The organism is Streptomyces sp. MRC013, from assembly GCF_023614235.1.
Lineage (GTDB): Bacteria > Actinomycetota > Actinomycetes > Streptomycetales > Streptomycetaceae > Streptomyces.
Window position 1 is genome coordinate 2,188,481 of sequence record NZ_CP094264.1, and the last position, 15,565, is coordinate 2,204,045.

The 15,565-nt window shown below is 76.4% G+C and carries 11 protein-coding genes and 3 pseudogenes; 8 read left to right on the top strand and 6 right to left on the bottom strand.

Translation table 11 applies throughout. The features are described 5' to 3' along the window. Positions 1-5: 5 nt before the first annotated feature. Positions 6-1,007 carry an outer membrane protein assembly factor BamB family protein gene (locus LUW75_RS24950; RefSeq protein ID WP_462933712.1) on the top strand — a complete coding sequence of 334 codons (1,002 nt, stop codon included), beginning with the start codon at positions 6-8 and terminating at the stop codon, positions 1,005-1,007. 237 nt (positions 1,008-1,244) lie between these two features. Here the strand turns inward: LUW75_RS24950 and ilvD are convergent, their stop codons facing one another. The 4 genes and pseudogenes from ilvD to LUW75_RS09930 form a co-directional block, all read right to left on the bottom strand. Further along, positions 1,245-3,098 carry a dihydroxy-acid dehydratase gene (gene ilvD / locus LUW75_RS09915; RefSeq protein ID WP_250335280.1) on the bottom strand — a complete coding sequence of 618 codons (1,854 nt, stop codon included), beginning with the start codon at positions 3,096-3,098 and terminating at the stop codon, positions 1,245-1,247. Positions 3,099-3,306: 208 nt separating this feature from the next. Then, positions 3,307-3,924 carry a TetR/AcrR family transcriptional regulator gene (locus tag LUW75_RS09920; protein ID WP_250335281.1) on the bottom strand — a complete coding sequence of 206 codons (618 nt, stop codon included), beginning with the start codon at positions 3,922-3,924 and terminating at the stop codon, positions 3,307-3,309. Then, a complete protein-coding gene (locus tag LUW75_RS09925) occupies positions 3,921-4,751 on the bottom strand; it encodes a sugar phosphate isomerase/epimerase family protein (RefSeq protein WP_250337612.1) in 831 nt (276 codons plus the stop codon). Before LUW75_RS09925 ends, LUW75_RS09920 begins: the two co-directional genes overlap by 4 nt. Before the next feature lie 35 nt (positions 4,752-4,786). After that, positions 4,787-5,715: pseudogene (locus LUW75_RS09930) on the bottom strand (Ppx/GppA family phosphatase). A gap of 49 nt (positions 5,716-5,764) precedes the next feature. On the opposite strand from LUW75_RS09930, the gene LUW75_RS09935 reads away from it, so the two are divergent. Further along, the gene (locus LUW75_RS09935; RefSeq protein WP_462933713.1) at positions 5,765-6,613 is read left to right on the top strand and encodes a hypothetical protein; all 849 of its coding nucleotides are present in this window, start codon (positions 5,765-5,767) and stop codon (positions 6,611-6,613) included. A gap of 7 nt (positions 6,614-6,620) precedes the next feature. On the opposite strand, the gene LUW75_RS09940 is transcribed toward LUW75_RS09935, so the two are convergent. Continuing rightward, positions 6,621-8,303: a BACON domain-containing protein gene (locus tag LUW75_RS09940; protein WP_250335282.1), complete on the bottom strand. Its 1,683-nt coding sequence runs from the start codon at positions 8,301-8,303 to the stop codon at positions 6,621-6,623. A 388-nt stretch (positions 8,304-8,691) separates the two neighbouring features. On the opposite strand from LUW75_RS09940, the gene radA reads away from it, so the two are divergent. Next, a complete protein-coding gene (radA, locus tag LUW75_RS09945; protein ID WP_250335283.1) occupies positions 8,692-10,092 on the top strand; it encodes a DNA repair protein RadA in 1,401 nt (466 codons plus the stop codon). A gap of 140 nt (positions 10,093-10,232) precedes the next feature. Beyond that, the gene (gene disA, locus LUW75_RS09950) at positions 10,233-11,354 is read left to right on the top strand and encodes a DNA integrity scanning diadenylate cyclase DisA (RefSeq protein WP_168438873.1); all 1,122 of its coding nucleotides are present in this window, start codon (positions 10,233-10,235) and stop codon (positions 11,352-11,354) included. Positions 11,355-11,384: 30 nt separating this feature from the next. Here disA and LUW75_RS09955 read toward each other — a convergent pair. Then, a pseudogene (locus LUW75_RS09955) lies at positions 11,385-12,229 on the bottom strand (hypothetical protein). A 168-nt stretch (positions 12,230-12,397) separates the two neighbouring features. Here LUW75_RS09955 and LUW75_RS09960 point away from each other — a divergent pair. From LUW75_RS09960 to LUW75_RS09975, 4 genes and pseudogenes are all read left to right on the top strand, one after another. After that, positions 12,398-13,123: a phosphatase PAP2 family protein gene (locus LUW75_RS09960; RefSeq protein WP_250335284.1), complete on the top strand. Its 726-nt coding sequence runs from the start codon at positions 12,398-12,400 to the stop codon at positions 13,121-13,123. 109 nt (positions 13,124-13,232) lie between these two features. Then, a pseudogene (locus LUW75_RS09965) lies at positions 13,233-14,105 on the top strand (HhH-GPD family protein); the annotation flags it as partial. A 207-nt stretch (positions 14,106-14,312) separates the two neighbouring features. After that, on the top strand, positions 14,313-14,855 hold the full coding sequence (locus LUW75_RS09970) for a SigE family RNA polymerase sigma factor (RefSeq protein WP_250335285.1): 543 nt from the start codon (positions 14,313-14,315) through the stop codon (positions 14,853-14,855). A gap of 31 nt (positions 14,856-14,886) precedes the next feature. Beyond that, the gene (locus LUW75_RS09975) at positions 14,887-15,555 is read left to right on the top strand and encodes a hypothetical protein (RefSeq protein WP_250335286.1); all 669 of its coding nucleotides are present in this window, start codon (positions 14,887-14,889) and stop codon (positions 15,553-15,555) included. Positions 15,556-15,565: the final 10 nt, after the last annotated feature.

Genomic DNA, 15,565 nt, shown 5'->3' on the forward strand with positions numbered 1-15,565 from the left:
CGCCGGTGTGCGCCGCGGCGGACGGCGCGCTGTACTGCGCCGCTCCCGGGGTGAAGGCCGCGCGGCTGGACGCGGTGGACGGGACGGTGGCCTGGTCGGTGCCGGCCGGGGCGCCGGCCGGGGCGGAGGAGGGCGCCTCCGTGGTGGTGGCCGGGGGGCTGGTCCGTGTGGTCAGCCCCCGTACGGCGGCCGGCGGCGAGGCCCGGCTGGAGGCGCTCGACCCGGCGACGGGCGCGGTCCGCTGGGGCGTCGGCCTCGGCTCGTACGCCCAGGTCGTGCACGGCGCCGACATGGTGCTCGTCGTCCACGGGGACGGGCGGGTGCGGGCGCTCGACGCCGCGACGGGTGCCGGGCGGTGGGTGGGCCGGCCCGCGGCGCGCGGCGCGCAGTGGGTGGCCGGAGCGGCGGGCGGACCGGTGTTCGCCGCGGCGGTCGCGGAGAACGGGGCGTCGACGCTGGTCAGCGCCGTGGACCCGGCGGACGGCAGGGTGCTGTGGCTCGAACGGGTGCCCGGTTCACTGACCCCCGTGCAGGCGACGGAGGAGGCGCTGGTGCTGCTCTCCGCCGACAGGGACCTGTACACCGACGCCGTGGTGCGGCTGGACCGGGACGACCGGGGGGTGCGGCGGGTCGCGCTGACGGCGGCGGCCGACCAGGCGCAGGCCGTGGTGGACGGGGACACCGCGTACGTGGTCGGGTCGGGCGGGTCGCTGGCCGCGGTCGACCTGGGCACCGGACCCGGACGGGGGCGGGAACTGTGGCGGCTGGAGACCGGTGCGGCGCGGGTGTCGCCGCCGGTGGTCGCGGCCGGCCGGGTCCTCCTGATGGCCGGCGACGGCCGGGTGCTCGGGGTCGACGCCGCACGCGGGGTACCGGTCGGGCAGAGCGGGCCGCGGATGGCGGCCGGGATCGTGCCGTCGCTGGCCCCTCCGGTGGTGTCCGGGGGCAGGGTGTACGGCGGGGCGCCGGACGGGGCGGTCTTCGCCGTGGACCCGGCCGGGTGGTGACCCGCCGCGGGGCGGCCCGGCACGGGCGGTGCCCCGGCACCCCGCCCGGCCCCCGCCCGGCAAGGCAGCCCGGTACGGTCGACGGCCCGTGCGGCTGACGGCCCGGTGCGGACAGCGTCCCGACGCCGGGTCCGACACGGATGACGCCCGGCGGGCGACCGCCCGGTGCGGCCGACGGTCCGGCACCGGCGACCGCCGGTGCCCCGGCGCGGGGCCGGCCGGGCCGCCGCCGCCCCGTCAGGGGAGCTTCGTGACGTCGCGGACGGCGCCCTTGTCGGCGCTGGTGGCCATGGCCGCGTAGGCGCGGAGCGCCGCCGAGACCTTGCGGGTGCGGTTCCGCGGGGCGTACACACCGGCCAGGGCGGTGCGGCGGGCGGCGAGGGTCGCGTCGTCGACCAGCAGCTCGATCGTCCGGTTCGGGATGTCGATGCGGATCCGGTCGCCGTCCTCGACCAGTGCGATCGTGCCGCCGGACGCCGCCTCCGGCGAGGCGTGGCCGATGGACAGGCCGGACGTGCCGCCCGAGAAGCGGCCGTCGGTGATCAGCGCGCAGGTCTTGCCGAGGCCGCGGCCCTTCAGGAACGACGTCGGGTAGAGCATCTCCTGCATGCCGGGGCCGCCCCTGGGGCCCTCGTAGCGGATGACGACGACGTCGCCGTCCCTCACCCGCTTGTTCAGGATCTTCTCGACGGCCTCCTCCTGCGACTCGCAGACGACCGCCGGTCCCTCGAACGTCCAGATCGACTCGTCGACGCCGGCCGTCTTCACGACGCACCCGTCGACCGCCAGGTTGCCCTTCAGGACCGCGAGGCCGCCGTCCTGGGAGTAGGCGTGCCCGGCGGAGCGGATGCAGCCGCCCTCGGCGTCGATGTCCAGCGCCTCCCAGCGCTCCGACTGGGAGAACGCCTCCGCGGAGCGCACGCAGCCGGGCGCCGCGTGCCACATCTCGACGGCCTCGGCGGACGGGGAGCCGCCGCGCACGTCCCAGGTCTTCAGCCAGTCCGCGAGGGAGGGGCTGTGGACGGCGTGCACGTCCTCGTCGAGCAGGCCCGCGCGGTGCAGCTCGCCCAGGAGGGCCGGGATGCCGCCGGCGCGGTGCACGTCCTCCATGTAGTACGTGCGGTCCTTCGCGGCGTTCGGCGCGACCTTCGCCAGGCAGGGCACGCGGCGCGAGACGGCGTCGATCTCCTCCAGCCCGAAGGGGACGCCGGCCTCCTGCGCGGCGGCCAGCAGGTGCAGGATCGTGTTGGTGGAGCCGCCCATGGCGATGTCCAGGGCCATCGCGTTCTCGAAGGCGGCGAACGTGGCGACGTTGCGGGGCAGGACCGACGCGTCGTCCTGCTCGTAGTACCGCCGGGTGATCTCGACGACGGTGCGCGCCGCGTCCTCGTACAGAGCGCGGCGGGCCGTGTGGGTGGCGAGGACGGAACCGTTGCCGGGGAGGGACAGGCCGATGGCCTCCGTCAGACAGTTCATCGAGTTGGCGGTGAACATGCCGGAGCAGGAGCCGCAGGTCGGGCAGGCGTTCTCCTCGATGCGGAGGATGTCCTCGTCGGAGACCGCGTCGTTGACCGCGTCGGAGATCGCGTCGACCAGGTCGAGGGTGCGGACCGTGCCGTCGACGAGGGTGGCGCGGCCGGACTCCATGGGGCCGCCGGAGACGAAGACCGCCGGGATGTTCAGGCGCAGCGCCGCCATCAGCATGCCGGGGGTGATCTTGTCGCAGTTGGAGATGCAGATCAGCGCGTCCGCGCAGTGCGCCTCGACCATGTACTCGACGGAGTCGGCGATCAGGTCGCGGGAGGGCAGCGAGTAGAGCATGCCGCCGTGGCCCATGGCGATGCCGTCGTCGACGGCGATCGTGTTGAACTCGCGCGGGATCGCCCCGGCGGCGCGGATCGCGTCGGCGACGATCCGGCCGACGGGCTGGAGGTGCGTGTGGCCGGGGACGAACTCGGTGAAGGAGTTGGCGACGGCGATGACCGGCTTGCGGCCGATGTCCTCGCCCGGTACCCCGGAGGCGCGCATGAGGGCGCGGGCGCCCGCCATGTTGCGGCCGTGGGTGACTGTGCGGGACCTCAGCTCGGGCATCCTCGCTCGCTCCTCGTCAGAGAGACTGGCTCCTCCGAGCGTACGCCGCCGCTCCAGGTGGTGGACGCCGTGTCCGCATGTCGGGACGGGCAGCTCGCCCACCGGGCACACCGCCCGCACCCGCTTCCCCGCCGGGCAGACGGTCCACCCCGTTTCCCGCCGCGCCCGCCGCCTCCGGACCGCGCCGGCGTCCCGGCCCCGCCCTCCGTCAGGCCTCCGCGAGGTACCGCTGCAGGGTCGGCGCGACCATCGCCACGATCGCCTCCGGCTCCGCCGACGCCAGCGGCTCGACCCGGACCACGTACCGCAGGATCGCGATGCCGATCATGTGGGCCGCCGCCAGTTCCGCCCGGAACCGCGGGTCCGGTACGTCGAGGTCCTTCGCGACCCGCTCCAGCAGGCGCCGCAGCACGTAGCCGCGCAGCACCCCCGCCGCCGCCTCGTGGGTGAGCGCCGAGCGGACGACCGCCAGGAGCGGTGCGCGCGTGGCCGGGTCCTCCCACACTCCGAGGAAGTACCGGGCCAGCCGCTCCCCCACGCCGTCGGGACCGGCGCCGACCACGGCGGGGACGAGCAGCGCGGGTTCGAAGGAGACCTCGACGGCCGCCGCGAAGACCTCCTCCTTGGTGCCGAAGTAGTGGTGGACCAGGGCCGCGTCGACACCGGCGGCCCTGGCGACGCCGCGCACCGACGTCCTGTCGTAGCCCCGCTCGGCGAACTCGGCGCGGGCCGCCTCCAGGATGCGCTCCCGGGTGCCGGGCCCGTCCGCGCGCCCGGCGGCGGGCGGCCTGCCCCGGCCCCTGCGCGGCGCCGTGCCGCCGGTCACGGCAGGCGGGCCGACGGCGCCAGGTGCCGACGGGTGAAGGCCAGCGCCTCGGCGAGGTCGGCTTCCCGTTCGGCGGCGGACATGGCACGCCGCGTGTTGACCTCGATGACGACGTGCCCGTCGAAACCGGTGCGGACGAGGTGCTCCAGCAACTCGGCGCAGGGCTGCGTGCCGCGGCCCGGCACGAGGTGCTCGTCCTTCGCGGAGCCGCGCCCGTCCGCGAGGTGGACGTGGCCCAGCCGGTCGCCCATCCGGGAGACCATCGCCATCGCGTCCGCGCGGGCGGTCGCCGTGTGGGAGAGGTCGACCGTGTAGTGGCGGTAGTCGTCCTTGGTGACGTCCCACTCGGGGGCGTACGCGAGCATCTCGCGGTCGCGGTACCGCCAGGGGTACATGTTCTCGACGGCGAACCGCACGTCCGTCTCGCCCGCCATCCGCCAGATCCCGGTGACGAAGTCGCGGGCGTACTGCCGCTGCCAGCGGAACGGCGGGTGGACGACGACCGTCGACGCGCCGAGCCCCTCCGCCGCCGCCCGGGCCCGCTGGAGCTTGGTCCACGGGTCGGTCGACCAGACGCGCTGGGTGATCAGCAGGCAGGGCGCGTGCACGGCGAGCACGGGCACCCCGTGGTAGTCGGAGAGCCGGCGCAGGGCCTCCACGTCCTGGCTGACCGGGTCCGTCCACACCATGACCTCGACGCCGTCGTAGCCCAGGCGCGCGGCCACCTCGAAGGCCGTCGCCGTCGACTCGGGGTAGACCGAGGCCGTCGAGAGGGCGACCTTCGCACGGGGTGCGCGCCCCGACGGGCGCTCCGCTTGCTCTGCCACGTCTGCCACGAGGGAAAGGGTACGGGTCCGGTCCGTCACTCGGGGAGGTGGTCGAGGCGGCGCAGGATGACGCCCTCGCGCAGCGCCCAGGGGCAGATCTCCAGCACCTCGACGCCCAGCAGGTCCATCGCGGCCTCCGCGACCAGCGCCCCGGCCGGCAGCTGCCCGGCCCGGCCCTCCGACACGCCGGGCAGGGCGCACCGCTGCTCGACGGTCATGCCCGCCAGCTTCGGCACCCACTCCTCCAGCGACGCACGGCTCAGCACGCGCTGCCCGTACAGGCCGTCGGCGGAACCCGGCGCCCCGGCGATCCGGGCGAGCTGCTTGAACGTCTTGGACGTGGCGACCACGCGGTCGGGTCCGCCGAAGCGGGCGAACTCGCCGACCGTACGGGCTATCTCCGCGCGCACGTGGCGGCGCAGCGCCTTCACGTCGGCCGTGCTCGGGGGTCGCCGGGCAGCCAGCCGGCGGTGAGCCGCCCGGCGCCGAGCGGGAGGGAGACGGCCGCGTCGGGCTCCTCGTCGACGCCGTACGCGATCTCCAGGGAGCCGCCGCCGATGTCGAGGAGCAGCAGTTTCCCGGCCGACCAGCCGAACCAGCGGCGGGCGGCGAGGAAGGTGAGCCGGGCCTCCTCCGGCCCGGTGAGGACCCGCAGGCCGACGCCCGTCTCCGCCTTCACGCGCGCGAGGACGGCCTCGGCGTTGGCGGCGTCGCGGACGGCGGAGGTCGCGAAGGGGAGGACCGCCTCGCAGCCCTTCTCCTCGGCGGTGCGCAGCGCCGCCCCGACGATCGCGACGAGCCGGTCGACGCCGGAGGTGCCGATGGCGCCGTCCGCGTCGAGCAGCTCGGCCAGGCGCAGCTCCGCCTTGTGCGAGTGAGCGGGTCGCGGCCGGGCGCCCGGGTGGGCGTCCATGACGAGCAGGTGCACCGTGTTCGAACCGACGTCGAGGACTGCGAGTCTCATGCCTGCACGCTACTGCGCCCGTGTGACGGGCTGCGCCTACTCTGGACGGGTGCCAGAGACCAAGAAGGCCAAGCCGGGCGAAACGGGCCCCGGCGAGAAGTACGAGCTCCCGGAGGCCGGGGGCGGCGCCCCGCAGGAGGACGACGAGAAGGGTCTGGACTTCCCGCGCGCGTGGGTGGAGTTCCCCGACCCGGCCGACGAGGACCAGGTCTTCCGCTGCGACCTGACGTGGCTGACGTCCCGCTGGACGTGCGTCTTCGGCAGCGGCTGCCGGGGCATCCGGGCGGGCCGCGCCGACGACGGGTGCTGCACGCTGGGCGCGCACTTCTCCGACGAGGAGGACGAGGAGCGGGTCGCCGGGCACGTGGAGCGGCTCACGCCGGAGCTGTGGCAGTTCCACGGGGTGGGGACGGAGTCGGGCTGGGTGCAGCTCGACGAGGACGGCGAGCGGCAGACGCGCCGCTGGAACGGCTCGTGCGTCTTCCAGAACCGCCCCGGCTTCGCGGGCGGCGCGGGGTGCGCGCTGCACATCCTGGCGCTGCGGGAGGGGCGCGAGCCGCTGGAGACCAAACCGGACGTGTGCTGGCAGCTCCCGGTCAGGCGGACGTACGACTGGATCGAGCGGCCGGACGACACGAAGGTGCTCCAGGTGTCGATCGGCGAGTACGACCGCCGGGGCTGGGGCCCCGGCGGCCACGACCTGCACTGGTGGTGCACCTCCGCCGCCTCGGCGCACGGCGCGGGCGAACCGGTGTACGCGACCTACCGGCCGGAGCTGACGGAGCTGATGGGCAAGGCGGCGTACGACGTGCTGGCGGGGTTGTGCGAGGCGCGGCTGGCGTCCTCGCTGCCGCTGGTGGCCCCGCACCCGGCGGACCCGGCCGGCCCCGTGCCGTAGCCGCCGGTCACCGCGACCGCGCGGCGGGCTCCGGCGGCGGGGACGCGGGCGGCGTCGTGGCCGGAGGCGGGGCGTCCGTCGCGGGCGGCGGGTCGGAGGACGGCGGGGGCTCCGCCGCCGGGGGCGGCTCGCTCGCCGCGGGCGGGGCGGGCGGCGGACCGGGCGGGTCGGACGGCGACGGGGCGGACGGCGCCGTGGGGCGGCCCGCGGACCCCGGGCGGACCGGAGGACGGTCGGCGCCGTGCCCCGTGAGGGCGACGACCACGCCGGACGGGGCGACGTGGATGCGGGCGCTCCACGGTCCGCGCGGTTCGCGGGCGCGGTCGAGGGAGACGTACACCGTGGCCGACCGGCCGGGCCCCAGCGTGCCGGACGTACGGCTGACGCGGAGCCACGGGGCGTCCGTCCGCAGGGACCAGTCGACGGGGCCGTCCGCCGACGCGGTGAGCGTCAGCACCGTGGCGTCGCCGCGTGCCCGGGCCGCGACCGCGACGCGGCCGGTGCCGAGCCGGCCGGAGAGCACCGGCGTGGGGGCCGGGCCGCCGACCACCTCGACCGAGACGTCCGCTCCCGGGCGGGCCGCGCGGGCGCCGGCACGGGTGCTGCCGGCGTTCGCGTAGAGGCTGTCGTCGCCCCGCGCACCGGCCCCGGCGGAGACGCTGAGGGCCTGGCCGCCGCGGTCCTCGCCGGTCCCCGCGTCGCCCCGGTACGCGGCCCAGAGCGCGAGGACCGGCGCCGCGACGACGGTGGCGATGACGGTGGTGGTCACGGCGCGGGCGCGCATCCGGTCGCGGCGCGCGGAGTGGTCCTTGGGGTCGAGGGGGAAGCCGTCCCGCCCGAAGCGCGGCCCGGCGGAGCGCGCGCGGGGGGCGTGCCGCGTCGCGGCGCGGACCGCCGGGCGGGGGGCCGGTACGAGCGGGAGCGTGGCGGGGGTGACCGTGGAGCCGGGCCAGGCTCCGGCGGCCTCGGCGCGTTCGGCGGCACGGCGGCACACCGGGCAGTCGTCGACGTGCCGGACGAGCTCCCCGCGCAGCGCCGCGGACAGCGGCGCGGGGTGGCCCCCGGCGAGCCGGACGACGGCGGGGCAGGCGCCGGTCCCGACGACGGCGAGGGCCGCGCGGGTGCGCTCCACCTCGCACGCGGCGGCGGACAGCAGCTCGCGGGCGGCCTGCGGGGTCGTGCCGAGGACGGCGGCCACCTCGGGGGCGTCCAGTTGGTGCCGTACCGCGAGCTCCAGGGCCTCGCGCTGCTCCGGCGTGGTGCCGGCCGCCTCGGGCCAGGCGAGGAGGGCGAGCTCGCCGCGGCGCTGCCCGGCGGTCTCCTCACCGGCGCCGGGGGGCTCGGGGGCGGTCCGCCGCGGGGGCGTGCCGTACCGGGCGCGCCGCCGACGGGCCAGCTCGCGCAGGCAGGACCAGCGGGCGAGCGCGTAGAGCCACGCCCTGCGCAGTGACGGGTCCTCGGGGCGGCGTCCGTGCCGGCGCTCCGCGACGGCCAGGACCTCGCCGAGGACGGCGGTGGCCGCGTCGTGGTCGCACAGCACGGAGAGGCAGTAGGTGAAGAGGCCGTCGAGGTGCGCCTCGTGGGGGGCGGGCGGGCGCCGCGAGGCCGCCCGCCCGTCCCGGGGCGCACGGCGCCGTGCCCGGTGCGCCCCGGGGGTGTCCGTAGGGTTCTCCAGCCTGCTGCTCGTCACCCGGCGACCGTAGGCGCCCCGAGGCACACTCTTCGCACCCCTTCGGCACTTTTAAGCCTTACGGGTGAACGTATCCCTCGAAAGGGGACAGAGCGATTTGCCAACGTCCCCCGGCGGTTCTAAGGAGCGCCCGCTCCGGCGGAGGGTGGCCGCGGTACCGCCCGGGACCCGTGCGCCGGGAGGGGCGCGGGGGCCGGGGGAGGCGCGGGGCCGGAGGAGGCGCACGCGCCGAAGGGGACGCACGGGTCCGCTCCGGCCGGCGGCGGGGAGGGCGCCGCGGCCCGCCGGCGCCCGGGCGTCGGACGGGGCCGCGGGGGTGCGCGCCCTCCGGCCGCGCGGCGACGGGCGGCGGCCCGCCTTGTCGGTGGCGGCGGCTACGGTGTGTCGCATGGCTGCCCGTACGAGACCCGCCAAGGACCGTCCGTCCTACCGCTGCACCGAATGCGGCTGGACGACCGCCAAATGGCTCGGTCGCTGCCCCGAGTGCCAGGCGTGGGGGACGGTGGAGGAGTACGGCGGCGCACCCGCCGTCCGGACGACGGCGGCCGGCCGGGTGTCGACGGCGGCGGTGCCGATCGGCCAGGTCGACGGGCGGCAGGCCACCGCCCGCTCGACGGGCGTGGACGAGTTGGACCGGGTGCTGGGCGGGGGGCTCGTGCCCGGCGCGGTCGTCCTGCTCGCGGGCGAGCCCGGCGTCGGCAAGTCGACGCTGCTGCTGGACGTGGCGGCGAAGGCGGCGAGCGCGGATCACCCGACGCTGTACGTGACGGGCGAGGAGTCGGCGAGCCAGGTGCGGTTGCGGGCCGACCGGATCGGCGCGCTCCACGACCACCTGTACCTGGCGGCGGAGACGGACCTGTCGGCGGTGCTGGGCCACCTGGACGCGGTGAAGCCGTCGCTGCTGGTCCTCGACTCCGTCCAGACGGTGGCCTCGCCGGAGATCGACGGGGCGCCCGGCGGCATGGCGCAGGTGCGGGAGGTGGCCGGGGCGCTGATCCGGGCGTCCAAGGAACGGGGCATGGCCACCCTCCTGGTCGGCCACGTCACCAAGGACGGCGCCATCGCGGGGCCGCGGCTGCTGGAGCACCTGGTGGACGTGGTGCTGCACTTCGAGGGCGACCGGCACGCCCGGCTGCGGCTCGTGCGGGGCGTGAAGAACCGGTACGGCGCGACCGACGAGGTGGGCTGCTTCGAGCTGCACGACGAGGGCATCACGGGCCTGGCCGATCCGAGCGGGCTGTTCCTGACGCGGCGTGCCGAGCCCGTGCCGGGCACCTGTCTGACGGTCACGCTGGAGGGGCGGCGGCCGCTGGTGGCGGAGGTGCAGGCGCTGACGGTGGACTCCCAGATCCCGTCGCCGCGGCGCACGACGTCGGGCCTGGAGACGTCCCGCGTGTCGATGATGCTGGCGGTGCTGGAGCAGCGGGGGCGGATCAGCGCGCTCGGCAAGCGCGACATCTACAGCGCGACGGTGGGCGGCGTGCGGCTGTCCGAGCCCGCGGCGGACCTGGCGATCGCGCTGGCTCTGGCGTCGGCGGCGTCCGACACGCCGCTGCCGAAGAACCTGGTGGCGATCGGGGAGGTGGGCCTCGCCGGGGAGGTGCGGCGGGTGACGGGCGTGCAGCGGCGGCTCTCCGAGGCGCACCGGCTGGGCTTCACGCACGCGCTGGTGCCGGGGGATCCGGGGAAGGTCCCCGCGGGGATGCGGGTGCTGGAGGTCGCGGACATGGGCGAAGCCCTCCGGGTCCTCCCCCGTACCCGCCGGCCGTCCGCCCCGGCCGCGGAGTAGGCCGCCGGCCGCCCGGCCCGGACCACGGGCGGGCGGGGGGCGGGCGACGGGCGGGGGATTTGTCGGCGGAGCCCCTGGTGCGGTGGGGGTCGCTAGACTTTGGGCTGGTCTCGCCCACCCGTACGAGCCGGAGGAGTGCAGTGGCAGCCAACGACCGGGCAACACCCGGAAAGTCGGGCGGAGGCTCCGGCAACGAAGCGCTGATGCGCGCGTCCCTCAGCGCGGTCGCCCCCGGCACGGCGCTGAGGGACGGACTGGAGCGCATCCTCCGCGGCAACACGGGCGGTCTGATCGTCCTCGGCATGGACAGGACCGTCGAGTCGATGTGCACCGGCGGTTTCGTACTGGACGTGGAGTTCACCGCGACCCGCCTGCGCGAGCTGTGCAAGCTCGACGGCGCGCTCATCCTCGACAAGGACATCACCAAGATCCTCCGCGCCGGCGTCCAGCTGGTCCCCGACGCGTCGATCCCGACCGAGGAGACCGGCACGCGGCACCGCACGGCGGACCGGGTGTCCAGGCAGTGCGGCTTCCCGGTGATCTCCGTGTCGCAGTCGATGCGTCTGATCGCCCTGTACGTGGACGGCGAGCGCCGCGTCCTGGAGGAGTCCGCCGCGATCCTCTCCCGCGCCAACCAGGCCCTCGCCACGCTGGAGCGGTACAAGCTGCGCCTCGACGAGGTGGCCGGGACGCTCTCCGCGCTGGAGATCGAGGACCTGGTGACGGTCCGGGACGTGACGGCCGTGGCACAGCGCCTGGAGATGGTCCGCCGGATCGCCACGGAGATCGCGGAGTACGTCGTCGAGCTGGGTACGGACGGCCGCCTCCTCGCCCTCCAGCTGGACGAGCTGATCGCGGGCGTCGAGCCGGAGCGGGAGCTGGTGGTGCGGGACTACGTGCCCGAGCCGACCGCGAAGCGGTCCCGTACGGTCGCGGAGGCGCTGACGGAGCTGGACGCGCTGTCCCACGCCGAGCTGCTGGAGCTGCCGACGGTGGCCCGGGCGCTCGGCTACAGCGGTTCGCCGGAGACGCTGGACTCGGCGGTCTCGCCGCGCGGCTACCGGCTGCTGGCGAAGGTGCCGCGGCTGCCGGGCGCCATCATCGAGCGGCTGGTGGAGCACTTCGGCGGGCTGCAGAAGCTGCTCGCGGCGAGCGTCGACGACCTGCAGGCCGTCGACGGCGTCGGCGAGGCGCGCGCCCGCAGCGTCCGGGAGGGCCTGTCTCGGCTCGCCGAGTCGTCGATCCTGGAGCGGTACGTCTGACGGCGGGGCGGGGGCGCCGGCCCCCGCCGCTCAGTCCTTCGCCAGTGTGATCGCCGACCGCAGCACGCCCTTCACGCCCGGCACGGTCGCCTCCGCCAGGTAGGTGCCCGGCCCCGCCGTCCGCGCGGGCGGCGTGGCGCAGCGGGGCGCGCTGTGGCGGCGGTCCCACTCGACCGTGTAGGTGGCGGTGCCTCCGGCCGGGACGGCGACGTACACGCTGCCCGGCCCCGCGGGGCAGTCGTCGGACGACCAGATCTCGTCGCCGCCCTCGTCGCTGATCGTCAGGACCGCGGTGGCCGGGCCGAGGTCGGTCTTGCACGCGGTCGACGAGGTGTTCCGCGCGGTCAGCCGGAACCGCGGCTTCTCGCCGGGGGCGTACGAAACCTCCGTGCTGCGGAGCGCCAGCCGCAGCGCGCCCGAGGGGCAGTTCGGCAGCGGTGAACCGGCCGGGACCTGCTGGGCGGAGCCGGATCCGCGGCCGCCGCCCGCGCCCGCGTCCGCGCCGGAGCCCGCGCCGGTGCTCCCGCCCGTACCGGAACCGCTTCCGCCGGAACCGCTCCCGCCGGTGCCGGTGCCGCCGCCGTTCCCGGGGCCGCCCGTGCCGGACGAGCCGCCGGAACCCGTGGAGGTGCCGGATTCGTCACGGCCGCCGGGCTGCGTGCTGATGGCGGGACCCGAGGGGACGGGCCCGGCGTGATGGAGGGGGCGGGCGAGCCGGCGTTGGCGTCGTCGCCCGGCCGGGACCCGCCGCCACCGGGGCCGAGGAACCACACGGCCAGCGCGACGAGCAGCGCGATCACGGCCGCGACGACCGCCCTCCGCCGCCAGTAGATGGAGGAGGGAAGCGGCCCGACCGGATTGCGCAGAGATCCCACGGCGGAAACTGTACGAGAGATCGCGGCCGGCTCCCGCGCCACCCGCCGCTCCCGCGTCAAGTTTTACCGATGATCACACCTGCGTGGCCGGTTTACGAGGACGCGCGGGCGTGTCCCCGGCGGATGGCGCTGAACGAGTGATTCCGGTAGCCGGGTACCGTCCGGTGTATGAGTGAGGACCTCTATCGCGCCGTCACCGACTTCGCCCGGGACACCCCCGCCTGGGTGCACGCCTTCACCGGGACGGGCACCGACGCCGGGCTGCTGGTCTTCGGCGTGCTGTTCGTCGCCGCCTGGTGGCGGGTGCGGCCCGCCGACGGGCGGGCGGTGGCGCTCGCCCTGCTCGCGCCGGTCGCCACCGTCTTCGGCTACGCCGTGAGCGAGACGCTGAAGTCGCTGGTGGACGAGGAGAGGCCGTGCCGCGCCGTGGTGGGCGCCGCCGCGTCGATCGCGCCGTGCCCCCCGTACGGGGACTGGTCGTTCCCGAGCAACCACTCGGCCATCGCGGGCGCGTCGGCGATGGCGCTCGCGCTGGCGTGGCGGCGGATCGCGTGGCTGACGGCGCCGCTGGCGGTCGTGATGGCCTCCTCCCGGGTCTTCGTGGGCGTGCACTACCCGCACGACGTGGCGGCGGGCCTCGTGGTGGGCGCACTGGCGGTGGCCGTGTTCGTACGCCTGCTGACGGGCCCGGCGGAGCGCCTGGTGGAGGCGGCGCGCACGGGCCGTCCGGGCGCCCTGCGGCGGCTGGTCGGCCCCGGCCCCCGCCCCGCCCCGGCGGTGGCGGTCCCCCGGCAGCGCGACCGCCGCACGGCCGAGCTCCTGGAGGGGGCCGCCGGCCCGGCCCCCGTCCCGCGGAGGACCGCCCCGAAGCGGGGCCGGCACCGGATCCCCTGAGGCGCGCGGCGGCCGGGTCGGGGCGGAAGCGCGGAAAACCCGCCCGCCCGTGTCAGGATCGGGGGGTCATGACTCTTACCGAGACTCCTGAAGCAGCCCCCTCCCCCCGGCCGGGCGGCTCCACGCGCCCGTCCTCGCCTGGTTCGAGCAGCACGCCCGCGACCTGCCCTGGCGGCGTCCCGAGGCGGGCGCCTGGGGGGTGATGGTGAGCGAGTTCATGCTCCAGCAGACCCCCGTCAGCCGGGTCCTGCCGGTGTACGAGCAGTGGATGGCGCGCTGGCCGCGCCCCGCCGCGCTGGCGGCCGAGGCACCCGGCGAGGCGGTCCGCGCCTGGGGACGGCTGGGGTACCCGCGCCGCGCCCTGCGGCTCCACGGCGCGGCCGTCGCCATAACGGAACGGCACGGCGGCGACGTGCCGAGCGACCACGCCCAGCTGCTGGCGCTGCCGGGCATCGGCGAGTACACGGCGGCGGCGGTGGCGTCCTTCGCGTACGGCAGGCGCCACCCCGTCCTGGACACCAACGTCCGCCGCGTCCTCGCGCGCGCGGTGACCGGCGTCCAGTACCCGCCGAACGCCACGACCGCCGCCGAGCGCCGCCTCGCGCGCGCCCTGCTGCCGGACGACGAGGCGACGGCGGCCCGCTGGGCGGCGGCCTCGATGGAGCTGGGCGCGCTGGTGTGCACGGCCCGCAACGAGGACTGCGCGCGCTGTCCGATCGCGGACGCCTGCGCCTGGCGGCTCGCCGGGAAGCCCGCCCACGACGGCCCGCCGCGGCGCGGCCAGACGTACGCGGGCACGGACCGGCAGGTGCGCGGCAGGCTGCTCGCCGTCCTGCGGGAGGCGACCGCCCCGGTGCCGCGGGCCGCGCTGGACGCGGTGTGGCACGACGCGGTGCAGCGCGCCCGCGCCCTGGACGGCCTGGTCGCGGACGGCCTCGTGGAACCCCTGGACGGCGGCCGGTACCGCCTCCCCTCCGCCTGACCGGCGCCCCTCCCCTCCCCCTCGCGCACCGCCGCGGGGAGCGCTGTTACACAACCGATGGACAGCCGTGCGTCCGCCGAGGGGCTCCCCGCACACTGCCGTGACAAGCGCTCCGTAGCTTCTCGGGGTGTCAGCGCGGGGACCGGCCGAAGGGGCCGGAGGCGCTGCCGGACCACGGTTTGCCACGGGGAGACGGAGGCGGTTGGGATGTCGCACGGCGAGGTGCTCGGGTTCGAGGAGTACGTGCGCGTACGGCAGGACGCCCTCCTGCGCAGCGCCCGGCGGCTGGTGCCGGACCCGATCGACGCGCAGGACCTGTTGCAGACCGCCCTCGCCCGCACGTACGGCCGCTGGGACGGCATAGTCGACAAGACGCTCGCCGACGCCTACCTGCGCCGCGTCATGATCAACACCCGGACCGAGTGGTGGCGCGCCCGCAGGCTGGAGGAGGTGCCCACCGAGCAGCTGCCCGACGCGTCCGTCGACGACGTCACCGAGCAGCACGCCGACCGGGCGCTGCTGATGGACGTGCTGAAGGTGCTGGCGCCCAAGCAGCGCAGCGTCGTCGTGCTGCGCCACTGGGAGCAGATGAGCACCGAGGAGACCGCCGCGGCGCTCGGCATGTCGGCCGGTACGGTGAAGAGCACGCTGCACCGCGCACTCGCCCGCCTCCGCCAGGAACTGGAGAGCCGGGACGCCCGCGCCCCGCACGGGGCCGGGCCCGCGCGGGGCGCGGTGTGCGGGCGGTGAACGGGCGTCGTCACGGACGGGGGCAGGAGCGGTGCGCGGTCTGAGGAGCGGACGCGGGGGCGGCGGGGGGCCGCGGAGGAGGGCGGCCGGGCTCGCCGCCGTCGGCCTGTCCGGGCTGCTGGCGGCCGGCTGCTCCACCGGTGGCACCGGTGTGCGCGACGAGGGCGCCGCCCCCGCCGGGCGGGGCGCCCGGTCCGTGCAGCCCCCGCCGACCGCCCCGGCGTCGGCGCCGTTCCGGCGGGTCGACGCGATCGCGCTGCTGAGGACCGACCCGAAGGTCGGGGACCGGGTGAAGCGGGACCTCAAGCCGTGCGCCTCGACCGCCTACCCCGTCGACACCGTGTACGGGAACCTCACCGGGACCGGTGTGGCGGACGTGGTCGTCAACGTGCTGACCTGCGGCGACGCGGTGGGCGTCGGCACGTACGTGTACCGGGTGCGGGGGCAGCGGTACGAGAACGTCTTCTCGCTGGAGGAGCCCGCCGTCTACGCGGAGATCGACCGCGGCGACCTGGTCGTCACCAAGCAGGTGTACGCGAAGGACGACCCGATCGCCTACCCGTCCGGCGAGGACGTGATCACCTACCGGTGGTCGGCGGACCGGTTCACCGAGCACTACGCGGTGCACCACGAGTACAGCAGGGCGGCCGAGGGCGGGGGCGTCGAAGATCCCGCGCCGACCGCGCCGAGCGGGAACTGAAGGCGCGGGA